General features: G+C 65.2%; 23 protein-coding genes and 2 pseudogenes. 11 read left to right on the forward strand and 14 right to left on the reverse strand.

The window, feature by feature from the left end; all coding sequences use genetic code 11:
• Together QZY03_RS23745 and QZY03_RS23750 are read right to left on the reverse strand one after the other, a co-directional pair.
• Positions 1-931, reverse strand: a 931-nt coding sequence (locus tag QZY03_RS23745; protein WP_295585226.1) for an ABC transporter substrate-binding protein, incomplete at its 3' end; no start/stop codon positions are given.
• A gap of 393 nt (positions 932-1,324) precedes the next feature.
• A complete protein-coding gene (locus tag QZY03_RS23750) occupies positions 1,325-1,687 on the reverse strand; it encodes a hypothetical protein (protein ID WP_295585228.1) in 363 nt (120 codons plus the stop codon).
• A 434-nt stretch (positions 1,688-2,121) separates the two neighbouring features.
• Here QZY03_RS23750 and QZY03_RS23755 point away from each other — a divergent pair, with 434 nt between their 5' ends.
• The 4 genes and pseudogenes from QZY03_RS23755 to QZY03_RS23770 all read left to right on the forward strand — a co-directional run.
• Positions 2,122-2,298, forward strand: a complete 177-nt coding sequence (locus tag QZY03_RS23755; RefSeq protein WP_295585230.1) for a CsbD family protein — start codon at positions 2,122-2,124, stop codon at positions 2,296-2,298.
• 379 nt (positions 2,299-2,677) lie between these two features.
• Positions 2,678-2,821: an entericidin A/B family lipoprotein gene (locus QZY03_RS23760; RefSeq protein ID WP_295585232.1), complete on the forward strand. Its 144-nt coding sequence runs from the start codon at positions 2,678-2,680 to the stop codon at positions 2,819-2,821.
• 77 nt (positions 2,822-2,898) lie between these two features.
• The gene (locus QZY03_RS23765; RefSeq protein ID WP_295585287.1) at positions 2,899-3,384 is read left to right on the forward strand and encodes a DUF599 domain-containing protein; all 486 of its coding nucleotides are present in this window, start codon (positions 2,899-2,901) and stop codon (positions 3,382-3,384) included.
• Positions 3,323-4,085 (forward strand): annotated as a pseudogene (locus QZY03_RS23770) (HAD-IC family P-type ATPase); the annotation flags it as partial. The gene QZY03_RS23765 and the pseudogene QZY03_RS23770, both read left to right, overlap by 62 nt.
• On the opposite strand, the pseudogene pta reads toward QZY03_RS23770, so the two are convergent.
• Positions 4,036-6,299: pseudogene (gene pta, locus QZY03_RS23775) on the reverse strand (phosphate acetyltransferase). The pseudogenes QZY03_RS23770 and pta overlap by 50 nt on opposite strands.
• Before the next feature lie 197 nt (positions 6,300-6,496).
• A complete protein-coding gene (locus QZY03_RS23780; protein ID WP_295585234.1) occupies positions 6,497-6,922 on the reverse strand; it encodes a MarR family winged helix-turn-helix transcriptional regulator in 426 nt (141 codons plus the stop codon).
• A 325-nt stretch (positions 6,923-7,247) separates the two neighbouring features.
• Here QZY03_RS23780 and QZY03_RS23785 point away from each other — a divergent pair, with 325 nt between their 5' ends.
• Positions 7,248-7,547, forward strand: a complete 300-nt coding sequence (locus QZY03_RS23785) for a hypothetical protein (RefSeq protein WP_295585236.1) — start codon at positions 7,248-7,250, stop codon at positions 7,545-7,547.
• A gap of 320 nt (positions 7,548-7,867) precedes the next feature.
• On the opposite strand, the gene QZY03_RS23790 is transcribed toward QZY03_RS23785, so the two are convergent.
• The 10 genes from QZY03_RS23790 to QZY03_RS23835 all read right to left on the reverse strand — a co-directional run bounded on the left by QZY03_RS23790 (position 7,868) and on the right by QZY03_RS23835 (position 19,964).
• Positions 7,868-9,010: a glycosyltransferase gene (locus tag QZY03_RS23790; RefSeq protein ID WP_295585237.1), complete on the reverse strand. Its 1,143-nt coding sequence runs from the start codon at positions 9,008-9,010 to the stop codon at positions 7,868-7,870.
• A complete protein-coding gene (locus QZY03_RS23795; RefSeq protein ID WP_295585239.1) occupies positions 9,000-10,139 on the reverse strand; it encodes a glycosyltransferase in 1,140 nt (379 codons plus the stop codon). The genes QZY03_RS23790 and QZY03_RS23795 overlap by 11 nt, the downstream gene beginning before the upstream one ends.
• Positions 10,132-11,469 carry an O-antigen ligase gene (locus QZY03_RS23800; protein WP_295585241.1) on the reverse strand — a complete coding sequence of 446 codons (1,338 nt, stop codon included), beginning with the start codon at positions 11,467-11,469 and terminating at the stop codon, positions 10,132-10,134. The genes QZY03_RS23795 and QZY03_RS23800 overlap by 8 nt, the downstream gene beginning before the upstream one ends.
• Positions 11,456-12,418: a glycosyltransferase gene (locus tag QZY03_RS23805; RefSeq protein WP_295585242.1), complete on the reverse strand. Its 963-nt coding sequence runs from the start codon at positions 12,416-12,418 to the stop codon at positions 11,456-11,458. Before QZY03_RS23805 ends, QZY03_RS23800 begins: the two co-directional genes overlap by 14 nt.
• Entirely contained in the window at positions 12,406-13,527 is a 1,122-nt protein-coding gene (locus QZY03_RS23810) for a glycosyltransferase (protein WP_295585244.1), read from the reverse strand. Before QZY03_RS23810 ends, QZY03_RS23805 begins: the two co-directional genes overlap by 13 nt.
• Before the next feature lie 57 nt (positions 13,528-13,584).
• The gene (locus tag QZY03_RS23815) at positions 13,585-14,556 is read right to left on the reverse strand and encodes a site-specific DNA-methyltransferase (protein WP_295585246.1); all 972 of its coding nucleotides are present in this window, start codon (positions 14,554-14,556) and stop codon (positions 13,585-13,587) included.
• A gap of 170 nt (positions 14,557-14,726) precedes the next feature.
• The gene (gene asnB, locus QZY03_RS23820) at positions 14,727-16,544 is read right to left on the reverse strand and encodes an asparagine synthase (glutamine-hydrolyzing) (protein WP_295585247.1); all 1,818 of its coding nucleotides are present in this window, start codon (positions 16,542-16,544) and stop codon (positions 14,727-14,729) included.
• A 22-nt stretch (positions 16,545-16,566) separates the two neighbouring features.
• Positions 16,567-17,802 (reverse strand): phosphatase PAP2 family protein, encoded by a 1,236-nt coding sequence (locus tag QZY03_RS23825; RefSeq protein WP_295585249.1) that lies wholly within the window; start codon positions 17,800-17,802, stop codon positions 16,567-16,569.
• A 339-nt stretch (positions 17,803-18,141) separates the two neighbouring features.
• The gene (locus tag QZY03_RS23830; protein WP_295585251.1) at positions 18,142-18,888 is read right to left on the reverse strand and encodes a LytTR family DNA-binding domain-containing protein; all 747 of its coding nucleotides are present in this window, start codon (positions 18,886-18,888) and stop codon (positions 18,142-18,144) included.
• Positions 18,885-19,964 (reverse strand): histidine kinase, encoded by a 1,080-nt coding sequence (locus QZY03_RS23835; protein WP_295585253.1) that lies wholly within the window; start codon positions 19,962-19,964, stop codon positions 18,885-18,887. The genes QZY03_RS23830 and QZY03_RS23835 overlap by 4 nt, the downstream gene beginning before the upstream one ends.
• A gap of 67 nt (positions 19,965-20,031) precedes the next feature.
• On the opposite strand from QZY03_RS23835, the gene argH reads away from it, so the two are divergent.
• From argH to QZY03_RS23865, 6 genes are all read left to right on the forward strand, one after another.
• Positions 20,032-21,444, forward strand: coding sequence for an argininosuccinate lyase (gene argH, locus QZY03_RS23840; RefSeq protein ID WP_295585255.1), 1,413 nt, complete (start codon positions 20,032-20,034; stop codon positions 21,442-21,444).
• A gap of 5 nt (positions 21,445-21,449) precedes the next feature.
• Positions 21,450-21,803, forward strand: coding sequence for a nucleotide pyrophosphohydrolase (locus tag QZY03_RS23845; protein ID WP_295585257.1), 354 nt, complete (start codon positions 21,450-21,452; stop codon positions 21,801-21,803).
• A gap of 29 nt (positions 21,804-21,832) precedes the next feature.
• The gene (gene creB, locus QZY03_RS23850) at positions 21,833-22,558 is read left to right on the forward strand and encodes a two-component system response regulator CreB (protein WP_295585258.1); all 726 of its coding nucleotides are present in this window, start codon (positions 21,833-21,835) and stop codon (positions 22,556-22,558) included.
• Positions 22,555-24,021 carry a two-component system sensor histidine kinase CreC gene (creC, locus tag QZY03_RS23855; protein WP_295585260.1) on the forward strand — a complete coding sequence of 489 codons (1,467 nt, stop codon included), beginning with the start codon at positions 22,555-22,557 and terminating at the stop codon, positions 24,019-24,021. The genes creB and creC overlap by 4 nt, the downstream gene beginning before the upstream one ends.
• Positions 24,022-24,144: 123 nt before the next feature.
• The gene (gene creD, locus QZY03_RS23860; protein ID WP_295585261.1) at positions 24,145-25,539 is read left to right on the forward strand and encodes a cell envelope integrity protein CreD; all 1,395 of its coding nucleotides are present in this window, start codon (positions 24,145-24,147) and stop codon (positions 25,537-25,539) included.
• 112 nt (positions 25,540-25,651) lie between these two features.
• Entirely contained in the window at positions 25,652-26,017 is a 366-nt protein-coding gene (locus tag QZY03_RS23865; protein ID WP_295585262.1) for a hypothetical protein, read from the forward strand.
• The last annotated feature ends 89 nt before the right edge of the window (positions 26,018-26,106 follow it).

Genomic DNA, 26,106 nt, shown 5'->3' on the forward strand with positions numbered 1-26,106 from the left:
CCCGCCGCAGCATGCCCATTTCGGCATAAACTTCGGCGATATTGCGCCACCGGCCCGGATTCATGTGGCCGACTTCGATCAGCGCCGGCTGGAGCAGCGACTCCATCTGCCGGGCCTCGAACCGGAGGTGCTCCAGGCTGTGTCGCCGGCTGTAACGGTCGTAGATAAGCCGTGCCACCTCTTCCTGGTGCTGCATCGCGTAGTCCCACCCCTTGAGACTCGCCTCCCGGAACTTCCTGACCAACTCGGGCCGCCGCCGGAGCAGATCCCCGGTGGTAAAGAGGTTATCGCCGTAGAAATCGATCCCCACCGCCCGGGGGGAATAGAGCAGGTACTCCCGCCCTGCCTCTTTCAGCGCAAAGGGTTCATCGGTGACGTAGACGGAAATGGCGTCTACCGCTCCCGAGAGCAGCGCCTGGACGTCGAAGGTGTGGGGCACCAGCGTGAACTTGTCGGCCGAAATCCCCTCTCTGCGCAGGTAGGCGTGGAGCTCGGCCGACCCCGGCTCGATCATGACCTTGCGGCCAGCCAGGTCATGAATGGTCTGAATACCATCATCCTTCAGGGTCATGAGCGCCAGAGGGGGATGCTGGAAGATGACCGCCAGGACCACGATCGGTATGCCCTGTTCCCGCAGCAGAAGCAGTTCCGTGGAGCCGACGCCGAACTCGGCCTTGCCCTCGATCACCTGCCGTACCGGGTCTTCTCCCGGTCCGGCGGGTAGAATGTCGACCTTCAGCCCCGCGTTCCGGTAGTAGCCCATGGCCTGGGCCGCGTAATATCCGGCGAACTGGAACTGGTGCTGCCACTTCAGTTGCAGCCGCACCGTGTCGTCGCCCGCAGCGGCAAAGGGCGCCAACAGCAGCGCCAGCAGCGCCAGACTGCGACCGATCAGATGCATGGTGGCGTCAGTTTCACGATGATGGCTCATGGATCCCTTACTTGGTCCACGTCGGTAGCGCAGCCGGCGGAGTGAGCACGCGCCCCGGCACCGACTCCCATCGATCCACGGATTGCCGCCGGGAGCCTCAGAATCGCTGGAAACAGCCCGCGGCGCGCGCGTCCGATGGGATCGAAGCATTCATGGTACAGCACACCACGCAACGCTTGCGTGACTTCAGTTCCACACGGGTCGATGAGTGCCCATCGCTTACACTACCGTGAAAGTCGCGCGGCGACGCTGTGGGAGCGGCGTCCCGCCGCGACGGGGCCGGGCGCGCAGCCGCAACTTTCGTCACCGCGGCCCCACACGGGGGACTTTCATCTTCCGGGGTGGCTTGATGTTCCGTTCATGGTCGTCAGCCGGACCAAGGCCGCGCAGCCGTCAGATTGACCGGCTAAAGATTTCCTCATCATTGCCGGATCGGTCATCGCACTTCTCTTTGGCGACGGCGTAATCGGCCTTTGCCTTGGCGACCAACACGTCGTAGCGGTGCTTGACGGTGGGTTCGTAGCTCGCTTCGAGCGTGGCGTCGGCGACCTTTGCTTTCCCTTTGGCCTCGGCGTAGCAGATATCCTTGGCGTTGCCGGACAGCAGGTCGCACTTCGCCTTGTCAGCGGTGTATTCAGCCTCGATACGGGCCTCACCGGCCTTATACGCATCTTTGGTTACCGTTTCAGCCATCACCCCGACGCTGAAGACGAGGCCGATGGCAATCGAAAGGGCGGTCACTTGAATGTTCTTCATAGGGTATTCCAGTTGGTTATGGGTTCGGAGGTGAAAGGGAGCGCGAAGACGTTGGGCCTAACACGCCCAGGCAGCGTCTTGACGATCAGCGGGCTCAGGGCGAATGCGCGTTATCGCGCCGGATCGTAACCTTAGTCAGCAGTCTAATGACGCAGGACGGGGTCGTCGGTACGCTGGCACACAGATGACGAGCGGTGTCCATAAGCGATCAAGGCTAGCCTGCCCAACGTTCGCCGTTAAAGGCAATAACCGGACGTAGGGGCGGGTTTCAAACCCGCCCCTACGCTAAGGCTATGTGTGGAGTCAGTGTGCGGTACCGTACTGAGCCGGCTCAGTCTGTTGTGTAGAGTGTCGCTGTAGCGATGGAATCACACACTCCACGCTCGGGTCATGACCAGCCTGGTCACGGCTCAATACACCAGCAGGAGATTCCCATGAACAAAGAGCAAGTCAAAGGCCGCGTCGAACAGGCAAAAGGCAAGGCTAAGGAAGTCACCGGCCACGCGGTCGGCAATAAGGATCTGGAACGCAAAGGAAAGAACCAAAAGAACTCCGGCAAGGTTGGGGCCGCCCTTGGCGACCTGAAAGAAGATCTTAAGGATACAGCATGAGGTATCAACTACTGTCAGTCGCGGTATTGGCGACGCTCGGGCTGATCGCTTGCACTGGACCGCAAGGACCGTCAGGGGTTCAAGGCCCAACCGGGCGGACCGGTGTTGATCAGGTGATCGTAAGCCCGGCTCATTCGGGAACCAAGACCACTGAAACCGTGATCGTCGCGCCGCTACGGCCGACCAGAACGACCACCGTGACTCAAGACGCCACCTACTACTCCCGTTAATGGGGGGAAGGGTTGGAGGAATCATCGTCAACCGGCAGCGCGTGCCGGCCGAAAGCGGAGTGATGTCGCGTCGTCCGGCGCTTTCCTGAAGATGGCGGACGGCGTGCTCGCGCCAGATGTGAAACTGACTGATAGAATGGGTAAGGGTTATGAGAAAGCTACTCGCTTTGATTTGTCTGATCACGACCGTCGGGTTGCTCGGCTGCAATACCATGGCGGGTGCCGGCAAGGATATCCAACGGGGCGGCCAGGCCGTCAGCAGTTCGGCTGAACACGTCAAGAGCAAGATGTGATACCGCTTTCCGAGTTCGCGAGGTTGCCTTGGATTTGGGGCCTCGACGCCTTGTGCTTGGCGCTTTTGGTCGGCTACATGCTCTATGCGAGCGGTGCCTCCCGCCGCCACCCCGAGTGCACGCATCAGGGCCGATCCAATCGGCTGCGTCGGGCCTGGGTCGAGAGTGTGCGTGCCGGCAGCAAGGACGCGCTGGCGATCGAGACCCTGCGCAATTGGGTGATGTCTACAACGCTGTTTGCGTCGACCTGTATCCTGATCGGCTTGGGGATCATCAGCGTGACGTTCGCGGGGTACGATCTGGCGGATCCGGCGCAGGCGCTGAGCTGGGTGCCGAGCACTGTGGACATCGTGCGGGTCAAGCTGTTGCTGCTCGCGGCACTCTTTTTCGCCGGTTTCATGCAGTTCTTGTTGGCGTTGCGCTATTACAACCAAGCCGGTTTCGTCATCAATTTGCCGGACGGATTCTTTAACGGTCCGCCGGCTCAACCCATTGCCGATCGGCGAGCCGACCGAGGGCGCGCTCTGCACCCTCGCGCGCAAGGCCGGTTTCGCGCCCGGTAAAGCCAGGCGTCTGGCGGTCATTCCCTTCGATTCGACGTCCAAACTCATGGCCACGCTCCATCAGGTGCCGCGGACGGGGTTGCGGATTCTGGTGAAAGGCGCGCCCGGCCCGCTGTTGGAGCGCTGCACCAGCCAGCGTGCCGCCGATGGCGGCGGCGAGCCGCTGGACAGCGACTGCTGGACACCCGAAGCACAAGCTGCGTCTGGTGCAGGCGCTGCAGGCCAACGGCGAGGTCGTGGCCATGACCGGCGACGGGGTGAACGATGCGCCCGCCATCAAGCGTGCCGACGTGGGCGTGGCCATGGGCATCAAGGGCACCGAGGCGACCAAGGAGGCGGCCGCGATCGTGCTGGCCGACGACAACTTCGCCTCGATCGAGCACGCGGTGGAACAGGGTCGCAGCCTGCGGCCGCGTCTGTGGTTTACCAATCCGGCGGTCTGGATTGCGGTCGGGGTGCTCATCCTGCTGCAAGGCCTGTTCGTCTATGTGCCGGTCATGAACCTCTGGTTCCACACCGCTGCGCTGGCCGCGCGTGACTGGCTGCTGCCGATTGGCGTCGGTGTCAGCATCTTCCTGTTGATCGAGAGTGAGAAGGCGGTGGTCCGGTGGCTCAGGCCCAAGCCGAGTCCGCGTCCGAATGGTCGCCCGATCAGTCGTCTGCCCGGTAGCGTGCCTGAATCGCCGTCAAAGCAATCGTGAAGACGATGTCATCCACGAGGGCGCCGCGCGAGAGATCATTGACGGGCTTGCGCAATCCTTGCAGCATCGGGCCGACCGACACGACGTTGGCACTGCGCTGCACCGCTTTATAGGTGGTGTTGCCGGTGTTCAGGTCGGGAAAGATAAAGACGGTCGCCTGCCCGGCCACCGGGCTGTTCGGCGCTTTCTGCCTTCCCACATCGGCCACTGAGGCCGCGTCGTACTGCAACGGGCCATCGAGCACCAGATCCGGGTACTTCGCATGGGCGATTTAGTGGCCATCCGCACCTTGTTCACATCATCGCCGGCTCCCGACAGACCGGTGCTGTAGCTGATCATCGCCACCTTGGGCGTGATGCCGAACGCGGCGGCACTGTCCGCGCTCTGCTTGGCGATCTCGGCCAACTGATCCGCCGTGGGGTCCGGATTGATGGCGCAGTCGCCATACACCAGCACCTGGTCCGGCATGAGCATGAAAAAGACCGATGAGACAATCGACGCACCGGGCGCGGTCTTGATCAACTGCATGGCCGGGCGCACCGTGTTGGCCGTGGTGTGGACGGCGCCTGAAACCAGGCCATCCACCTCGCCGACCGCGAGCATCATCGTGCCCACCACGACGACATCTTCAAGCTGTTCGAGCGCTTGGGTCGGTGTCAGGCCCTTGGCCTTGCGCAACGTCACCATGGCATCGACATAGTTGCCGCGAATGGCGTCGGGGTCCAGGATTTCCAGGCCGGCCGGCAGGGTGATGCCTTGGGCGGCGGCGACCATTTCAATGGCTTCACGCTTGCCCAGGAGCACGCAGTGGGCAATGCCTTTCTCTTCGCAGATCGCGGCGGCGCGCAAGGTGCGGGGCTCTTCCCCCTCCGGCAGGACGACACGTTGTTGCGCGGCACGCGCCTTCTGGATGAGTTGATAACGAAAGGCCGGCGGGGAGAGTTTGGTGTTTTCCCGCAGGTGAAAGGCGGCTGAAATCGTCTCGGCATCCAGATGCTCGGCCACGCAATCGAGCACGGTGTTCATGCGCGCGATGTCATCCTTGGGGACCGTTCGTGGGATATGGCTGACCTGGCGCGCCGTTCCGTAACTGTCGTCATCGGAGCGCAGGATCGGCAGCCCGGATGTCAGCGCGGGGCCGGCGAATTCCATGACCCGCGGGGCAATCGCGCTGGCGTGGGTGAGCAAGATTCCGGCGAGTTCGATGCCGCGGCTGGCCGCCAGCGCGCAGGCCAGAATCACGTCGTCCCGGTCACCGGAGGTGATCACCAGCACGCCCGGACGCAGTCGCGGGATCACTTCGGCGACGGAACGCGCGGCGGTCACGAATTCGGTGACACGGCGGGTGTCGAGTTCGCCCCGCAAGACCACGGCGGCATTCAGGTGCTGCGCGATGTCCAGGGTCCGCGGCGCGCGCAGCGCGGGGTTTTCCGGAATGACGCCCCAGATGCGGGTTTGGCCCAGCTTGCTCTGGGCCGACGTCTGGTCGAAATGCGCGGGCGCTTTGTTGAAGATCACCCCGGCCACGCGGCAATCTTCGTTCGCGAACTGACTGGCAGCCAGGCGTGATTCGGTGACGGCATGCGGCAGTGAGGCGTCGGCGACCAGTACCACCTCGGCCTTGAGGCTGCGCGCCAGATCGACATTCAGTTGAGACGCGAACGGGTGCTCCGCGTCAGTGTGCAATCCCTCCACGATGAGGACGCCGGCACCGGTGCTCGCGTTCATGCACAGGGCCACCACGTCCTCGAGCAGTTGGCTGGTTTGGTTGGCGGCGATCCGTTCGGCCGAGTCCGCCAGCGCAAGCGCCGCGGGCACCGGAATCTGAAAGATCTCCCTGGCGAAGTGATCCGAGTTGTCTTCTTGTTCCTGGGCGATCGGTTTGACGAATCCGACCTCCACGCCGAGTCGCTGCAGGGCGCGCACGATGCCCAGCGCCGCTGACGTCAGCCCCACGCCCTGCCGAACCGGTGTCACAAGGAACGTCTGCGTGAAGCTCGAATTCATAGGATCGAGTCTCGATTGCGGCCAGTGTTGCGGATGCCCTTCTTGCCAGCCTTGAGTGTAGCGAGTCTGCTGCCGTGTGCGACGGTGTTTATCGCCTTCGTACTTGATATCCGGACACGGCCTTGGCGTAAGGTGGGTTTGAAATCCGCCCCTACATCCGTTTAGGCGATTTCCGGGAAAGATTCTACCAACAGGTAGGGGTGACATGTAGGTGCGACTTCAGTCGCACCGATTCGTACTCAGGTGCGACTAAAGTCGCACCTACACAGACCGGTATCCAAATTGTCGGAAATCACCTTATCGCGCTGGACATCCATATCACCCGACCTGGCGTGTTGGTCAGGTTCGGTTGATCGGCACGCTGCCGGCCCAAGGCCCGCGCAGGGTCATTGCGGTCCCCCAGGTCATTGCAGACCAGCGATGACCTTGCGGATCAGTCCGAGGAAGATCACGCGCTCGTCCGCCGCAAGCCCCGCCAGCGCCTGGCTGTTCACCGACTCGGCCGCCGCCGTCGCCACGCCTTCGAGTGCGCGCGCCGGCTCCGTCAGCCAGATGCGCTGCGCGCGCCCGTCTGTGGGGTCCTGGCGACGCTGGATCAGCCCGTCGCGCTCCATGCGCGTCAGGGTGTTGGCCATGGTGGGCTGCTCGATGTCCAGGCGCTCGATCAGCTCGCGCTGGGTCAGGCCGTCGCCTTCCCACAGCACCAAGAGCGCCGGAAAGGTCCCGATGCTCAAACCGAGCGGCTTGATGCGTGCCTGCAGTTCGCGGGCGAACAGCCGTGCCAGATGGTTGACGAGATAGCCCGCCGAGTCGTCTTTGCTGAAGCTCAACTGATCGCCGGTGCCGTCAATATCGCGCTGCTTGGTCTGAATCTGCGCGATGGTCTGCGGGCGTGCTCGCGCGCTTACCAGACCCCCTGAAGAACGCGCCGCCGGAGGCGGGCGACTTGGAGCATCTCCTGCCCGCCGCTTGCTTCATCCTCTGTCGTTTTGACCGGGATCAATGAGGCTATCTGAGTTGTTGTTTTCGCGTCGAACACGATCACCGGATGTAGGGGCGGGTTTCAAACCCGCCCCTACACCAATGGTCTGTCTGGATATCCGGTACGAAGGCTATATATTTGTCACACTGATCTCATTCCTGGAAAAACTGCAAGTGTCAATGAAGCATGTCATCATCACCGTCGCCGCGGCCATGACGCTCTCCCTGTCCAGCGTACTCTGCGCCCAGACCGCCACGGACGATGCGGCCGCCGCCCAAGCATACAAACGCATGAAGATGGACGAAGCCACTGCCGCGGACGATAAATTTCATGCGAATCGCACCCAAGCCAACATGCTTGCCCGCGATAAGGCTGAGGCGGAGGCCGCGGATGCCGTCAAGAAGGCGCACGAAGCCGAGGATCGGGCGAGGGCTGAGAGGGACAGCGCAGTGAAGCCAGCCAGTCCGCAGTAGCCATGATCTCGGTCTGCGGCCGGACCTTGGTCGTGGTTCCGGCCAGCCGAGGCGTCGGCCGGCTGACGGTCATGAAAGGGATATCAAGCCGCCCCGGAAGATGAAAGTCCCCCGGCCGCGATGCGGTGCCGCTGGCGCTGCGCCGTCAGCGTTCCGCTTCAAGCTGGTTCCGGCGCGTCGAGATTGGGCAAGTATTCCTTGTAGGTTGGGCTGAGGAACGAAGCCCAACGAGGAGCCAAACGTAAGGCGCGGAAATGTTGGGGTTCGTTCCTCACCCAACCTACGGCATTGGGCTGTTTTCGGGTTCCGAGCGAATACGTTCACAATCTCGTCGCCAGGGAACGAAAAAACGCCAGATAGGCCCTCGCGGCAGGCACCAGCCCGAAGGGCTCTGCGGCTCGCTGCAATGCAGCGCGATCCAAATCCCCGGCGGCGAGCCGGGTGAGTTCGGCGTCGATTGCGGCGGCCAGTGCCGCGGGGTTGCCGATCGGGACCAGGGGGCCGAGTTGCCCGTTCTGGAGCAGGCCTCGCACGCCCCCGGTGCAGTCGGTGGCGACTACTGGGGTGCCCAGGGCCATGGCCTCGACCAAGGCGTTGGGCAGACCTTCCCGCCGTGAAGATAGCACCAGCAGGTCGGCGCGAGCGAGATAGGGAAATGGATGGGCGATGAATCCAGGCAGATCCAGTCGCGTGTCGATCGCCAGTTGGCGGGCGAGCGCGGTGAGGCGCATGCGTTCCTTGCCCTCGCCAATGATCAGCAGCCGCGCCGACCGCTGCTCCAGGCGCGCGAAGGCGCGCAGCAGGGTCGCAAAGTCCTTGACCTTGCGCAGTCCGCCCAGCGCGATGATGACGGGCGGGCGTCCGGCGCCCCGTGGTGCGGTCAGCCAGGGGTGGGTGCAGGGGGCGGCGGCCAGGGCTTCGAAGTCGTCCGGGCAGATGGGATTGTTCAGCACCGCGATCGGCACGTCCGTCACCCCGAAGGTCCGCCGCAGATCGTCGGCGACTGCCTGCGAGACCGCGGTGAGGCCGTCCAGGCGCCGGTAATAGGTGCGGATGCGGCGGGTCTCGCTCAGGGTCTTGAAGGGGTTCCAGCGGTGTGCGGAGAAGCGCCCGGACATCAGGGTCCCCACCGCGGCCACCAGTCGGGGGCCGCCCCCGGCGGCGGGCGGCAGCGCATCACGGGCGGCCAGGGCCGCCAGGTCGTCCTTGAGCTTGCCGGTGACCAGACAATCGGGGCGCTCACGGGCCATGAAGTCGCGCAGGAACTCAACGCGCGGTCCGGTGACGGGCAGGATGCGGATGGCCGGGTCCAGGCCCTTCAGGTAGGCATGATTCGGATCCCCGACCAGGAACCAGATCTCGACCTCGAGCCGGGCGAGTCCGCGGGCGAGATTGGTGAAGTTGCGCTCGACCCCGCCGTCCTCGAAGTCGCTCGCCACCAGCGCGATGCGATCAATCCCCATGATGGTCGATCACATCGGGGCCGAGCATCAGTCGCAGGTAGAGGTCGGCATTGCGCTGGGCCTCATAGCGCTCACCGCCCTGGCGCAGGGTCGCGGCCGGGAGCGGGTCGGCGAGGGTGGCGGCCAGCGCGGCGGCCAGGGCCTGCGGATCGCCGGGCGGGACCAGGGGGCCGAGGCGGCCGTTTTGGAGGATCTCGCGCGGACCGGCGCCGCATTCGGTGCTGACCACGGGTGTGCCGAGCGCCAGGGCCTCGATCAACACCGTGGGCAGGGCGTCCCAGAACGAGGAAAGGACCACCAGGTCCGCGCGCTGCAGGAAGGGGTAGGGGTTCGACGCCCAGCCGGGCAGGTCGACCGCCGCGGTGAGCCCCAGCGCGGCGCGTGCGGATTCGATCTCGGGGCGCAGTCGACCATCGCCGATGATCAGCAGCCGACAGTCACGCTCTTGGCGTAACCGGGCGAAGGCGTCCAGCAGGGTGGGCACGTCCTTCTCATACTCCAGCCGGCCGGCGAAAACCAGGACCGGGATGTCCCGCTGCGCGCGCTCGTCGCGGAACCAGGGGTGGTCGATCGGTGCCTGCGCCAGTGCCAGCATTTCGGGTGTCACGATCGGGTTGGGGATGGTGGTCACGGGTGCCGCCGCGCCCAGGAGGGTGCGCAGGTCTTGCGCGGTGTCCTCCGAAATGGCGACGATGCCCTGATTGCGGCGGTAGTAGCGCTGGAACTCGGCGCGGCGGCGGTGGCCCTTGATGCCCTTGAGGTGGTCCAGCTTGACACTCATGCGGCCATGCACGGTGACAAAGACCGGAGTGCGGGTGCCGGCCAGGCGGGCGGCTTTGAGCGTGAACACATCCTCGCGGATGCGGTGGGTGAGGATGGCCGCCGGTCGGCGGCTGCGCAGATAGAGGGCCATGGCCGGCACCCGGCTCCAGGGCGTCATGCGCCCCATCGGGACCAGCCGCACTCCGGGGTCGGTGGCCTCGGGGATGGGGTCGGGGGCGGCGGTGATCAACAGGTCCGTCGGGAAGCCGCGCGCGACAAAGCCGTTGGCCAGTCGGGCGGCGATCTTGGCGGTGCTGCCGCCGTCGAAGGGGCCGCAGTAGACGGCGAGCCGGGGGTGCTCAGTCATGCGCCGGCTCCGCGCCGTCAGGCTGCCGCGTCCGTCCCAGTTGGAAGCTGTAGAGCACTCCCAGGAACAGAATGCAGAAGAACCGCAAGTCCAGATTCACGACGCGGAAGTCGTACAGACAATAGAGCAGCAGCATGATCCCGCCCAAGGTCAGGAAGGTGCGCAGATCCGGGGCCGCGCGCGGGTCCGACCAGAGGCCGCGGTAGGCGCGCAACAGCACCCACAGCAGCGATGTCGCGATCAGGACGCCGACCAGACCGAAGCGCGTCAGGATTTCCACCGCGACGCTGTGCAGGTGCGAGGCCGCCGGTGCGTTGGCCCGTTGGTAAGCGTCGACAGCGACCACTCGCTCCGGGACCAGGAACTCGGTGGTACTGGTGCCGGGGCCGAAACCCAGCAGCGGCTGCTGGGCGAAGGTCTGGAGCCCCACCTTGATCAGGTTGAGGCGGATCGTCACGGACCCGGTGTAGCTCAGTTCTTCCTGGCTGCCGATCGTGATGGCCTGCCAGTCCTCGATCTGACGGTGCTTGGTGACCCACAGCAGCGCCCCCGCCAGCGCGATGGCGAGCGCCGCGGCGGCAAGCGCGACACGCAACTGGCGCGGTGATTGTTGGCCGAGGCGCCGCCATTCACGGCGCCGAATGATGACATAAAGCACCCCGGCCATCGCCAGGCTCACCGCCGCACCGCGTGACTGGGTGACCACCAGTACGAATAGCGACAGGGCGATGCCCAGCGACCAGAGAACCCAGCCGACGCCGGGACGTGCCTGCCCGCGGATGCGCAGCCCCGTGATGCGCGCGCGAAACAGCACGAGCCCCAGCAGCACGACCGAGGTAAGAAAGGCCAGCCCCAGCGCGGCAAAGCCGAAGTCGTAGCGCATCCCACCCAGGATTTCGGGCAGCAGTGACCAGTCGCTCTTGCGCAGCACGCCGCAGGCCAGCCCCAGAGCGGCGGCGCCCAGGACCAGCCAGATTTGGTTGGGGTCGCGGCGCAGCCACCAGGCGATGACGAAGAACAACAAGGGTGCGCTCCAGGCCGAGATCGCCCGCCATTGATCGGTCGCGATGGCGGGAAAAATCCAGGCGGCGCGCACGGCCAGCAGGCTGGTCACCAGCACGACGGCGAGCAGCAGCAGGAAGGCCGGGTCCCGGCGCAGGTGGCGCCACTGGCCGGGGATTTCCGTCAGGAATAAGGCGACCAGCAAGGCCAGTGCCACATTCGCCGGTCCGGTGATCGACCAGGCGGTGAAAGCAAAGATCAGGAGCAGACCCCGTGCGATCGAGGGTTTACTCAGGATGGGTTTCAAGGAGCGTTCAGTGGCGTTCATGGGTGGACGACTGCTCTGTTCCGATCGGCGCGGGCCCTGGTTTGCGCGGCACCAGCGCGCGCACCCAGCGGGACCAGGCGCGCGGGGTCCAGGGGCGCAAGGCCAGCGCGCGGGTGTGCCATGATAAGGCGTCACGGCGGCGGCCCTCGCGGGCGAGCAAGAGACCCAGCTCCGAGCAACGGGCGGCAAGTTTCTTGCCGGCGGCCGGCAGGTAGCGGGCCAGGCCGGGATCAGCGGACCAGCGTGGATGGCGGGCGATGCGCGCGAGTGCGGCCTCCTGGACCGCGATGCTCTCCTGCAACAGGGCGATGCGTCCGTGGGAGAGATTAGCCCCATGCCAGCAATAATCGATCAGAACCTCCGGTATCGCCGCGACCGGGAAGGCCTCCACGAGCCGCAGCCACAGATCCCAGTCGCCCGCCAGGTGATAGGCCGGATCGAAGACTCCGATCTGCTCCAGCGCGCAGCGGCGCACGAGCACGGTGGACGCGGCCATCATGTTGACCCGCAGCAGCCGCCCCAGGGCATCGGTGTGGTCGCTGGGGACCTGGAGCGGATTGTGCCGCTCCGCAAGCTCGCGCCCCTGCGCGTCGACCCCGCGGGTGTCGGTGTAACAGAGCCCGAGCCGCGGATCGGCGGCGAAGCAGGCGAGCTGGCGCTCCAGCTTGCCTGGCCGCCAGGCGTCGTCCTGATCCAGCAGGCCGATGAATTCGCTGTCGCAGGCCGCGATGGCCGCATTGCGGGTCGCCTGGGTATTGCCGTTGGCGACCCGGATCAGGCGCACCGGCGGACCGAACGATTCGATGATGGCGGCTGAGGCGTCGCGGCTGCCGTCATCCGCCACCACGATCTCCAGATCGCGTTCGGCTTGGGCAAGCACGCTGTTGATCGCCGTGTGGATGAAGGCTTCACCGTTGTGACAGGGGATGATGGCAGCTACGCGGGGCATCGGGGCAGCCTCATGGCATCCAGATAGGCGTCGGTGGCGGCCTCGATCGCATAGGGCCGGGCGGCCGCGTGCAATTGGGCGGCCGGGAGGGGGGCGTCCAGGGTGCCGAGCATGGCTTGCGCCAGCGCGGCGACATCGTCCACCGGCACCAGCGGGCCGTAACGGCCATCCTGGAGCACTTCCCGCGGGCCGCTCGGGCAATCGGTCGCGACCGCCGGGGTGCCTACGGCCAGCGCCTCGATCAGCACGAAGCCCAGCCCCTCCCACCGCGAGGTGAAGGCAAACAGATCGGCATGCGCCATGAAGGCATAGGGTTCCGGCACGTAGCCCGGCAGCGCGAAGTCCGGGGCGACCCCCAGCTCGGCCGCCAGCGCGAGCAGCGCGGCGCGCTCCCCGCCGCGCCCCAGGATCATCAGCCGGCACGGACGCTGGGACCGGATGCGGGCAAAGGCGCGCAGGAGGGTGTCGAAGCCCTTGCGCCGGCACAGTTCCCCGGCACTCAGGATCAAGGGCATCGCCGGGTCACCGAGCCAGGGATGGTCCGGGCGCGGCAGGTCGGCGGTGAACAGCGAATCCGGCACCACGGGCGAGGGTACGACCCGGATCAGGTCGCGGGCGAGCCCGGTATAGGCCGCCATATCATCGGCGACCCCGGCGCTGGTGACGATCACCTGATCGGCGAATGGATAGAGCCGGCCCATGGAATTGCGCTGCACCCAGCGCTCCAGGCGGCCGCGAGTGGCCAAATCGATGGAGATCGTCGTGCCCGAACTGAAGACCAGCCGGGTCGGCAGCGACGTCCCGATCCGTGCCAGGGTGCGGGCGAACAGGGCGGTCCGATTCACTCGATCCTTATCCGAGAGCAGCACCGCCGGGCGTTCGCGCCGCAGGTAACCGGCAATCGCCGGCAGGCAGGCATAGGTATGACGGGAGCCCAGGTCGATCACCCGCACGCCCGGCGGAATCGCCGAAAGGAGCGGCCCGTGGCGGCGCACTTTGAGCAGATCGACCTGATAACCACGCCGGGCCAGCGCCGGAATCAGGTGCTGCGCCGCCCGATCGACGCCGCTGTGACCGGAGGTGGAGAAGAAGCAGGCGATGCGGGTCATGGTCGCATCCGTGCGTGTGCCATCCGAAAGGCGGTTACTATAATCCATGGCCTGGACCTATGATGTTTCAATTTTAATCGATGCGCTTGAGAACAGCGATTGAGTCGCCCCGCGAATGCGCTGCTCGGCCATTTCAAAATAGTGAGGATCGATCTCGACTCCGATCGAATTTCTGCCCCATTTTGCGGCGGCGACTGCGGTGGTGCCTGTTCCCATGAAGGGGTCCAATACGGTATCTCCGACAAACGAGAACATTCGAATCAAGCGTTCCGCCAGGCCCTCCGGGTAGGGGGCCGGATGGTTCCGGGTCGAAGCTCCGGTTAGCCCGGACCAGATGGATTGAAACCATTGTTTATGGTTGTCGCCGGAAATCACCGACAGGACACGTGTCGCAACAGTTGGCTTGCGGTATCCGCCGGGCTTTCGCTCCATCAGAATAAACTCGATATCGTTCTTGATGACCGCATTCGGCTCGAATGGTTTTCCCAGGAATCCACCGCCGTTGCCGGTTGCTTCAAATGCGGCGTTCGCAATCTTGTGCCAGATGATCGGCGACAGATTGTCGTATCCAATCACACGGCAATGCTCCTGGATCGAGGCATGGAGTGGAACGACGGTGTGTCTGCCGTCATTCTTGCGCCGCGAGAGGCAGACATCGCCGACGACACATACGAGTCGACCGCCAGGGACCAGTGCGCGAAAGCAATGGCTCCATACTTTATCGAGCTCCCGTAGAAATGTCTCGTAGTCTTCAATTTCCCCGAGCTGATGCTCATGGTCCCGGTATTTCTTTAAATTCCAATAGGGTGGAGACGTCACAATCAGATGGACCGATTGGTCTGGGAGAAACGAGAGGGTTCGGGAGTCGCCTCGCACCAACCGATGCGTGGTTGGCAGTTCTTGAATAGCCGATTCGATCTGCCGGAGTAAGTCCGCATCCTTCGCAATGCGCGGAATGTCGGTCTGTGGATTCTCCAGATTGGCAACGGCAGGCGGCAAGAACTGCTGGTGATCGATGACGGCGGTCATGATGCGACAGGAATGCCTATACTGTCTTCATCTTTATTCATTTGTGGGTAGGTCTCCCGGCTCGTGAAATAAGTCATTGAAGGATCGGTTCAGCAAAGAAGAAATCTTGGCGGTGGTCATCATTCCGATCAGCGTGGTGACCGCGATGACGTTGGTCCGCACAGCGGACCCTACATCCATTCCAGCGGATCTTCCTCAGGCCCCGGCTTGAGCCCCGGTTCTTCGATGAACAGCCGGTGCCAGATGGCGAACTGCATGAGCCCGAAGAGTTCCCGGGCGCCGCCCCGACCGGCCTGACGTGCGGCGACCAGGGCGGGGATGGCGGCGGGTTCGAACCACTCGCGGATGCCGCGGTTGGTGATCAGCCGTTCACCCAGGCGGCGCGCCAGATCGCCGGTCAGCCAATCGCCCACCGGGACATGGAAGCCGCGCTTCGGCCGCGCCAGATGACCGGGCGGCAGCAGCGGTTCGGCCCACTGTTTCAGCAGCCACTTGCCCTGGTGTCGACGCACTTTGAGCCGGTCCGGCAGGGACAGGCCGAATTCGACGACGCGGTGGTCGAGGAAGGGCACGCGCCCCTCCAGCCCAAAGGCCATCAGCATCCGGTCGGTCTTAACCAGCAGGTTGTCGGGCAGGGCGGTGACCAGGTCGGTGTACTGGCGGCGCTGCATGTCGGACCAGGTCGGCGGGGTCTCCTGCCAAGCCGCGACGAAGGGCGCGCGATCCGCGCCCGGTGCGCCGCGTAGCGCCGGACCCAATACGTGCCGCGCCCAGCGGCCCGACCACTGCCCGCGGGTGCGGAAGCCGCCGCTGCCGGGGTGCAGCAGTGACTTGAACCAGCGTTCCAGGGGGCGCGGGTGGTAACGGCGGTAGCCGGCGAAGGCCTCGTCGCCGCCCTCACCGGAGAACACCACTTTGAGTTCGGCGGCAGCGGTCTGGGCGAGGATGGCGGTGGGCAGGCTGGCGTAATCGCGCATCAGTTCATCCGCTGCCCACACGGTCAGCGGGATGCGGGCGAAGACCTGCTCCAGGGTCAGTTCCAGCGGGCTGTGGTCGAAGCCGAAGTGTGCCGCCACCCGCGCCGCCTCGGTGAGTTCATGCGCCATGGCGGTGCCGCGGTAGCCGATGGAAAAGGAACGAATGCGTCCGGCCCCATGCTGATGGAGCAGTGCCGCCAGCACCGCCGAGTCCACCCCGCCGGACAGAAAGAGCCCGAAGGGCACATCGGAGCGCATGTGTTCGCGCATGGCCGCGTGCATCAGCCCATCGAGTGTTTCGCGCGCCGTGTCGGCGTCGATGGTCCGCGGGGTGACGTCCAGGGCTGACCAGTAACGGTGCCGCTCGATGCGCAGGTCCGGGTGGATGATCACGGCTTCGCCGGGCAGGACCCGGTGGATGCCGTGCAGCAGGGTGTTCTCCCCGCCGGCGAACTGGTTCTGCAGGAAACGGCGCAGCGCCCCCGGGTCGATCTCGGGCCGCCCCGGCAGGACCGGCAGCAGCGCCTTGATCTCGGACGCGAAGGCGACCCGATCCGGCAGCCGCGTATAGAACAGCGGCTTGATGCCGAGCCGGTCGCGTCCGAGGATCAGGCAGCCGGTGCGCACGTCGTGCAGGGCGAAGGCGTACATGCCGCGCAGTTGGGTCAGGAAGTCGAGCCCATGGATCGCATAGGCGTGCAGAATGGTCTCGGAGTCGGAGTCGGTGAGGAGGTGCCGCCCCTGCCGGCGCAGATCGTCGTTCAATTCAAGGTAGTTGTAGACCTCCCCGTTGGCCGCCAGGGCCAGGGTCCCATCGGCCGCGACCATCGGCTGATGCCCGGTCGCGAGCCCGATGATCGAGAGCCGGGTCTGGGCCAGTCCGACCGGCCCGGCACAGTGGATGCCATGATCGTCCGGACCGCGGTGAGCCAGCATGGCGGCCATGGTGCGCAACTGGTCCGGGTCCGGGGCCAGTCCGGCGCGCATCAACAAACCGGTTATGCCGCACATGGGCGCGTCCTCGTCGGTCCGTTCACGGCGCCGTCCCGCGGGGACCGCTCTCGTCGAGTACGACGCCGTTCCTGGTCTCCAGAACCAACTGCGGCACGGTGGCGCCCAAGGGGTGGATACGGATGTCACCGAGCGCGGTCCGGACCTCAATGCGTTCCCAGTCCGTTGGGTCGATGCCGACGGTGAGCGTAGTGTCTTTTTCGGTGAAGAGGCCGGTGTGGGTGACGGTGTAGGCGATGGCGTCGTCCGTGCGCTCGAGCGCGCCCAGGACGCGACTGGTCGGCAGACCAAAGCCCCGGCCCTTGAGTCGGATGGAGGCCGCCGCGGTGGTGTCGCCGAGGGGGAACAGGGTCAGGTTCGCGGCGTCCGCCGTCAGGCGCAGGGTGCGCGGTCCGGATGCGGCGGCGAGGGTCTGGACTTCCAGATTCCGTGTTTCCTGAACCGGGGTGGAGAGCAGCACGCCGAACAGCATGGCCGCCGCGGCGAGCCCATAGGCGCCCGCCGTGAGCGCCGGATAGCGCAGCGGGCGGGGCGTCGCCGGCGGGTGTCCGACTGCCGCGGCCTCCCGTTGCGGAATGCGCAGCACCACATAATAGAGCACGAAGGCGATGCCATAGGCGAGCACCGCGGACCAGATGACGTCCGACAGGAAATGATCCCCGGCGCTCATCCGACCGATCCCCAGCAGGGTCCCCAAGACGATCGAAGCCAGCAGTGCGGTCAGGGCGAGCCGCGGTCGGCGACGTTGCCAGATCATGCAGAAGACCCCGAGCAGGTAGCCTACCGAGCTGTGTCCGCAGGGGAATGACTTGCCCTGGCCTTCGGCGGTGCGCGCCAACGGTGGAACATACGCCTGGGTGCCGCCCAGGGCGACTGTCTGATGCGGGCGGGGGCGGCCCCAGTGGTCTTTGAAGACGCCATTGATGATCAGACCCGGACCGAGCAGGGTCGCGACCATGATCAGGATTGCGTAGATCTGCAGCCGCCGCAACCGCGGCCAGATCCGGGCGGCCCCGATGGTCAGCAGACTGCCGATCAACAAGAGTCCGGCGAGCAGGGGGGAGGCCTGGTAGAGCAACGCCCAGAACCAGCGGCCGGACTCCCACCAGGGGTCTTCGGCGGCGGGATGGTAGAACAGCGCGGCGGCCCGGGTGTCCAGGTCGGTCCACCAAAAGGGCAGGGTACCGACCAGGGCCAGCAGTACCAGGACGATGAGTTGAGCGGGCCAGGAGCGGCGCCGGGTCGCGAATGTTTGCACGGAATCGTTGCTCGGGGGCGGGCGGGATGGCGGACGACAGGCGCGAGGGTAGCCGTCCGGCACCGGAATCTCAATCGGCAGATGATTGCCGCGTCAGTGGCGCTGCGGACAACCGGGTGATTTCGCCGAGTCATCCTTGGTACGCATTGCCGGAGGAATGCTCCCGATCGTCCCGGCCGGCGAGCGGTCAGGGAAGGCGGGCGGGCCTTGATCGTAATCTCGGCCGGCGGCCTGCGTAGTCAGGGCTTCCAGCCCTGACGGTGTCAGGCCAGGATGGCCTGACTACGCACCAGTCGAGCCCAAGTGACCGGAATCTTGATCGATGCCGTTGGGTGGGGTTCAGGACGCGCCGCCGCGCAGCCAGCGACGGATTTCCGGCAGATGGCGACGGCTCACCGGGAGGCGCTCCGGGCAGTCGCGCAGGTGGACCTCGAGGTTGCCTTCGGCATCCTTGTCAAGCGCGCTCAGCCGGGAGCGCGCGACCAGGGCGTTGCGGTGGATGCGCACGAACAGATCCTGGAATTCGTCCTCCAGTGACTTCAGGGACTCATCCAGCAGGAGTTCGCCGCCGATGTGGTGAACCGTGACGTATTTGTGTTCGGCCTGCAAATAGAGGATGTCCCCGAGCGGGACTGTTTGCAGTCCGCCCCGGTAGTGAGCGCTGAGCGAGTGTCGACGCCCCAGGTGCGTCTCGTCGCGGGTGGTCAGCGCGGCCTGTTGGGGGCGATTGGGGATGCGCGCCCGCTCCAATGCCTCCTGCAGTCTTTCACGCCGTACCGGTTTGACCAGGTAGTCGTCGACCCGATGCTCGAAGGCCGCCAGGGCGTACTGTTCATACGCGGTGACCAGGATGATCGCCGGCGGCGGTTCGAGCCGGGCGATCTGCTTGGCTGCATCCAGGCCATTGAGGCCAGGCATCTGCACGTCCAGGAGCACCACATCCACGGGTTTGGTGCAGCACAACTCCACCGCCTCGATCCCATCGCTGGCCTCGCCCACCAGTGCGTAATCGCCGGGCAGCTCCGCAAGCATTCGCGCCAATCGCTCCCGTGCCGGAGCCTCATCATCGACGACCAGGATGTTCATTTTCGTTGCCATGGATAGGGGAATACCAACCGAACCTGATAATCGCCTTCGACTCGCGAGACGATCACCCGTGCCTCACCCTCGAACATCGCGGCCATACGTTGCTTGACGTTATCCAGCGCGATATGGTTCCCGCCCGTGTGGCCTTCGCCCTGCTCGTCCTCTTCCGGCAGGCTGTTGCGGACGCTGACATTCACCTGCGCGCGGCGATAGCGCCCGCTGATCCGGATCAGCCCAGGCCGGCGCGATGCGGCGATTCCGTGATAAACCGCATTCTCCACCAAGGGTTGAAGGATCAAGGGCGGCAGTATCGCGTCGCCCGGCAGGTCTTCGACGTCCCACAGGACCTGGAGTCGGTCGCCGAGTCGCTGCTTTTCGATGTTGAGGTATCGATAGGACAATTCGAGTTCCTTGGCCAGGGTCGAGGCCGAGTTTGCGTTTGCGAGGGTGGCGCGGAACAGATCAGCCAAATCCTGTACGACCTCCTCGGCCACCCGCGGGTTGGTCTGCGTCAGGTTGGCGATGGTGTTCATGCTGTTGAACAGAAAATGGGGTCGGATCCGCGCCTGAAGCTTTTGAAAGCGGGCTTCCGCCTCCGCCTCGACCTGCAGCCGCCACAGGTGATGAAGATAGAGATAGCGCAGTAACATCCCTCCGAGGATTGCGCTGATACCCAGGCTGCGGCCGAGGATCACGGCGAGTCCCTCGTCCGGGAAGACGTGAACTCGCAGTGTCTCTTGCGGAAAAGCATACGCGCCCCAGGTCACCAGGGCGGCAACGGCCATCAGGATCAGCCAGGCCAGCAGTGCCGCCGTGCGATCCCCGACCCGCCGTAGCAGCGGGCGAAAGGCACAGAGAACCCCGCAGGCGAGTAAGGAGAAGATCAGCATGAACAGTGACATGGGGCCCAGGCGTCCCCAGACCTCGGCGACCCTGCAGTGGGATGCCAGGATCAGGCTGATGCCGAGCAATTGGGTGGCCAGGACCACACCGACGGTCATCCGCAGCCCACAGAAATCGGGCGAAAACCCGCGGTGCGGCGGGGGTGGGGCGACATCATCAAAGGGGTTTTGCACGCCTTAAGGTCCAGCCCCGACGGGGGCGCATGTAGAATGCTTTATTTAACACCGGTCGGACTTCTCAATGCACGAGCCAAGCCACAATTCCAGCGCCGGGGCCGCAAAGCCCTGGGCCGGGCGTTTCAACGCCCCCACCGATGCCTTTGTCGAAGCTTTCACCGCCTCGGTCGACTTCGATCGCCGTCTCTATCGTTACGACATCCAGGGCTCCATTGCCCACGCCACCATGCTGGCCCGGCAAGGTATCCTGAGTCAGGCCGAGTGCGACCAGATCGTGACCGGTCTCGAGGCCGTCCGGGCGCGTATCGATGCCGGCGCGTTCACTTGGTCGATTCCGCTGGAAGACGTCCACATGAATGTGGAAACCGCACTGACCGAGGCGATCGGCGACGCCGGCAAACGCCTGCATACCGGCCGCTCGCGCAATGATCAAGTCGCGACCGACGTACGGCTGTGGTTGCGCGACGAGATCGACTTGATCCGGACCGCCATCACCCGCCTGCAAACGGCGCTGCTCACGCTGGCCGAGCGTGAGGCGGACACCGTCATGCCCGGCTTCACCCATCTCCAGGTGGCCCAGCCAATCACCTTCGGACATCACATGATGGCCTGGTTCGAGATGCTGGAGCGTGACCGTGCCCGGTTGGCCGACTGCCGCGGTCGGGTCAACGTGATGCCGCTCGGGGCGGCCGCCCTGGCCGGTACCACGTACCCCATCGACCGTCACCTGACCGCGCAACTGCTGGGGTTCGATCGTCCTGCCGAGAACTCACTGGACGCCGTGTCGGATCGCGACTTTGCCATTGAGTTTACCGCCGCCGCAGCCATCCTGATGATGCACCTGTCGCGTTTTTCGGAAGAACTGATCCTCTGGGCCTCCGCGCAGTTCGCCTTCGTCGACCTGTCCGACAGTTTTTGCACCGGCTCCTCGATCATGCCTCAGAAAAAGAACCCGGACGTGCCGGAGCTGGTGCGCGGCAAGAGCGGACGGATCTTCGGCCACCTGATGGGCCTCCTGACGCTGATGAAGGGTCAGCCGCTGGCCTATAACAAGGACAATCAGGAAGACAAGGAGCCGCTGTTCGACACGGTCGACAACCTCAAGGGTTGTCTCAAGGTGTATGCCGAGATGATGGGGCAGGTCACCTGCCGGCGCGAGCGGATGCGCACGGCCGCGGCCCAGGGTTTCAGCACCGCCACCGACCTCGCGGACTATCTGGTGCGCAAGGGCATCCCCTTTCGCGACGCCCACGAGATCGTCGGCAAGGCGGTGGCATTGGGGGTGCGTGAGGGGCGTGATCTGGCCGAGTTGACCATCGATGAATTGCGGGGATTCTCCGAGCGCATCGAACCCGATGTCTATGCGGTGCTGACCCTCGAAGGGTCGGTCGCCGCCCGCGATCATCTGGGCGGCACGGCGCCCGCCCAGGTGCGCGCCGCGATTGGCCGGGCGCGGTTACGGCTGGCCGAGGGCTGAGGGTCATGGATTGCCTGGACGATCTGAACGCCCGCCTGGTCCGCTTCGCCCAGGAACGCGACTGGGAGCAATTCCATTCCCCCAAGAATCTGTCGATGGCGCTGGCGGGGGAGGTTGGTGAGTTGCTGGAACATTTCCAATGGCTCACCCAGGAGCAAAGCCGGACGCTCAGCCCGGAGAAGAAAGCGCAGGTGGCGCTGGAACTGGCCGACTGCCTGATCTACATCCTGCGTCTTTGCGAGCGTCTGGACATCGACCCCATCGCCGCCGCCTACCGTAAGATCGCCATCAACGAGCAGCGCTATCCGGCCGACCGAGTGCGCGGGGATGCGCGGCGGGCGGGGGAGTATGATGACTGAACCGATCCTCGCGCCATTGATACGCCGCCATGCCCGAGCCAATCCAGCGTTGCATCCTGATCGTCGAGGATGAGCAGGCGATCGCCGATACCCTGATCTATGCCTTGAGGACCGAGGGCTTTGTCACCGAGCATTGCCTGCTCGGGCGGGACGGCTTGGCGGCACTGGGCCGCGGCGGGTTCGCTCTGCTGATCCTGGATGTGGGTCTGCCGGACATGAACGGCTTCGATCTGTGCCGGGAGATCCGCCGCGAGAGTGAGATTCCGGTCATTTTTCTCACCGCCCGCTCGGCTGAGATCGACCGGATTGTCGGTCTGGAAATCGGCGCCGATGACTATGTGGTGAAGCCGTTCAGCCCGCGGGAAGTCGCGGCGCGGGTGCGCACCATCTTGCGACGGGTGCATGTGCCATCGGTCGCCCTGTCCGACGCCAAGTCGGATCAGGCGCCGGCCCCGACATCCGACCCAGGCTTCCGAATCGACGACGACGCCCAGTGCATCTATTTCCAGGGCCAGGTGCTGGCACTGACACGTTACGAATACCTGCTGCTCAAGACCCTGATCGAGGCGCCCCGCCGGATCTTCTCCCGTGAGCAACTGATGCAGCGGGTCTGGGTCGCCCCGGACCACAGCCTGGAGCGGACCGTCGATACCCACATCAAGACGCTCCGGGCCAAGCTCAAGGCCGTCGACCCGGCGTCGGATCCCATCGTCACGCATCGCGGGATCGGCTATGGACTGCGGGGGCGCCGATGAGGGTTTCGCTCCAGGTTGCCCTGGGCTATTTCCTGATCGTCGGCCTGGCGGGCTGGTTCGTCCTCACGGTCTTTGTCGCCGAGATCAAACCCGGGGTGCGCGAGGCGACCGAGGATACCCTGGTGGACACGGCCAACCTGATCGCCGAATTGATAGCCCCCGATTTGGCCGCGGCCCAGGTTCTGATCGATGACGGGCCTGCGCCAGCCGATATGGAGGATCCGGGCAACCGCATCGCCGCGGCCCTGGGCGCTTACACCAGACGCACGGTCACGGCCGGGATCTGGAACATTGAGAAGCGCAGCCTGGATCATCGGGTCACCATCACCGACGCCGCCGGGCGCGTGCGTTATGCCACCGACCCCGCCCTGGTCGGCCAGGATTTCTCTCAGTGGAACGACATTCACCGCACCCTGCGCGGGGGCTATGGAGCCAGATCGACCCGGGACCGACCGGATGACGACGGGACCTCGGTGATGTATGTTGCCGCGCCCGTGCGCTGGGGCGGGCACATCATCGGGGCGGTCTCCGTGGGTAAGCCGAGCGCGACCGTCGCCCCCTTCATCGCCCGTAGCGAGGCCAAGATCCGCGACCGCGGAGTGCTCCTGTTACTGGTTTCCGGTCTGATCGGGGCACTTTTCACCTGGCATCTGACCCATGCCATCGGGCGGATGCGCCGCTACGCCCTGGACGTGGCGGAGGGTCGGCGCAGCCCGCCGCCGCGGTTCAGTGCCCGTGAACTGGCCGATTTGTCGGCGGCGCTGACCGCCATGCGCGAGCGTCTGGAGGGGCGCCGTTACGTGGAGCGTTATGTTCATACCTTGACGCACGAGCTGAAGAGCCCGCTGGCGGCGATTCGCGGGGCCGCCGAACTGCTGGCGGAGGAGGACATGCCGGCGGCACAGCGGCGGCGCTTCCTGGCGAACATCCGTGATCAGGAGGAGCGCCTGCGCAACCTGGCGGAGCGGATGCTGAGCCTGGCCCGGGTGGAGCAGCAGGAGTCCCTTCAGGAGTCGGTTCCGGTGGATTTGGTCCGCCTGGCCGGGGATGTGGCAGAGGCCGTTGCCGGCACCGCGCGCGGGGTCGGGATCGCCATCACCGGCCCCGCAACCCTGATCGTGATCGGTGAGCCCTTTCTGCTGCGTCAGGCGCTGGTCAATCTGCTGGAGAACGCCATCGCCTTCTCGCCGCCGGGCGGCCGTATCGACCTGGTGATGGAGGCCGCACCCGGGTCCGCGATGATCAGCGTCCGCGACCACGGCGCCGGCGTGCCGGATTATGCTCTGGAGCGGGTGTTCGAACCCTTCTTCTCGCTGCCGCGACCAAACGGGTCCGATAAGAGCACCGGGCTGGGATTGAGCTTCGTGCGGGAGGTAGCCGCGCTCCACGGCGGGACCGTGTGTCTGCGCAATCATCCGGCGGGCGGGGCGCTCGCCGTGCTGGAACTGCCCCGGTTGACTTAGTGCCGTTGGCGGGGATTGCTCATCCTGACTTCACGGGACTTCACCCGAATTCACCCGGCCTCGATCAGGTCTTCACCCGGACCTTCCAGACTGTACCTGTCCATCAATCCACAGGAGACAGTCATGCAAAAAACACTCTTACTCAAGGCACTGATCACCGCGGCCCTGGCCTTGCTGCTGCTTGTACCATTGGAACTGATCCATTCCACCGTCGCGGAGCGGCAGGAGCGACAGGCGTCGGTGGTGCAGGAGGTCGCGGCGAGCACCGCCGGCGCCCAGACGCTGGCCGGTCCGGCCTTGATCTTCCCCTACACCATCGAATGGACCGAGGTGGTCCTGGAGGACGTCGCCGGTGCGCCGGCCGGGACCAGCCGCGTGCGTCGCGAGTATCCGCGCCGCACCGAGGGCCGCTGGGTGATCCTGCCGAGCGTTGCCGATTGGGATAGCCAGGCGGCGACCGACTACAAGCGCCGCGGTCTGTTCAAGGCACTGGTCTACGATCTGGCGACCACGGTGACGGGGCGCTTCGAGGTGCCGACGGCACCGACGTTGCCCGGCGTTCGTGAGGGGGCCAAGGTCACCTGGGGGACCGCATTCGTCAGTCTCCTCATCAGCGACACCCGCGGTTTGTCCAGCGCGCCCCGCCTGACCCTGGATGGGCAGGACCTCGACTTCCGCAACGGCAGCGGGCTGGGCGCAATGTCCAACGGGATCCGCGCTGAGTGCGCGGGCATCACGCCGGGATCGGCCCGCGCGCTGCCTTTCACCCTGACCTTCTCGGTGCGCGGCACCGAGAGTCTGAGCTTCATCCCCTTGGCCGAGACCACGCGGGTCGCGCTCGCCTCGGCGTGGCCCCACCCGAGCTTCAGCGGCGCTTTTCTGCCCAGTGCCCGCGACCAGCGGATCGACGCCGACGGCTTCCGCGCCAGTTGGGAGGTCACGGCGCTGGCGACCCAGGCGCCGGCCGCCTTCGTTGCGGCAGCGGCTGAGCGCACGGCGTGTCAGGATGCCTGCCTGGAGTCATTCGGGGTGCGTTTCGTCGAACCGGTCAATGTCTATTCGATGGCGGACCGGGCGCTGAAGTACGGTTTTCTGTTCGTCGCCTTGAGCTTCGCCGCCTTTTTCCTGTTCGAACTGCTGCGGTCACTACGCATTCACCCGGCCCAGTACCTGCTGGTCGGGTTGGCCCTGGCGCTGTTCTTCCTGTTGCTGCTGAGTCTGGCGGAACACCTTCCCTTCGGTTTGGCCTATGCGATCGCTGCCGGTGCCGGGATCGGGCTCCAGGGGTTCTACCTCAGTTATGTCCTGGGCAGCAAGGCGCGCGGACTGGGTTTTGCCGGGCTGTTGGCCGCCCTGTTCGGTGCACTCTACGGGTTGCTGGTGAGTGAAGACCTGGCCCTGCTGATGGGATCACTGCTCCTGTTCGGGCTGCTCGCCCTGGTCATGGTCATCACCCGCCGGTTCGATTGGTACGCGGTTGAACGTGGCGGCTTCGGTCGCGATGCCGGAGTCGTGTAATCCGCTTGTTGAGTTCGCCGACCGCAGGTACGATCGTCCCCACGGCGGCGGGCCCCGGCGCCCGTCGCTGTTCGTTTCGGTCTACAGTCTGGTCTTATTGGGTTAAACGGCGATGAAATATTATTTTGGGGCGGTTTGTGTGCTCTTCGGCGCCTGGTTGGTTTATCGGGCGCTGGCCCATCGCAAGGCGGTGCTGGGCGCGCGCGAACGCGTGGGGGGCGTCCCGCGCGAGCGACCGGTCTCACGGCAATTGCAGGGGTTGCAGTCGATGCGCGCGGGTTTGGCGCCGCTCTTTGTGCTGGGTGTCCTGCTGGCTGGTATCGCCTTGTCCATCCTGTGGTTCGTGGTCGATCAGCAGGGGCTTTTCTCGGTTGTCGATATCCTGGGCTTCCTGGTGGCGATCTGCGCCTATGCCTACTCGATGTTCGTGCGCCTGCGGTACAGCAATCTGGGTCTGGATCTGAGTCCGGCGGATTGAGGCCGGACAGCAGACCAGACTTGGGACCGGGTGACGGCACAACGCGGCCGTCCGGAGTGCGGCGCGCCTTGCTTTCCGGCCCCTGCAGC

It is taken from the genome of uncultured Lamprocystis sp. (genome assembly GCF_903933125.1).
Classification (GTDB): domain Bacteria; phylum Pseudomonadota; class Gammaproteobacteria; order Chromatiales; family Chromatiaceae; genus Thiodictyon.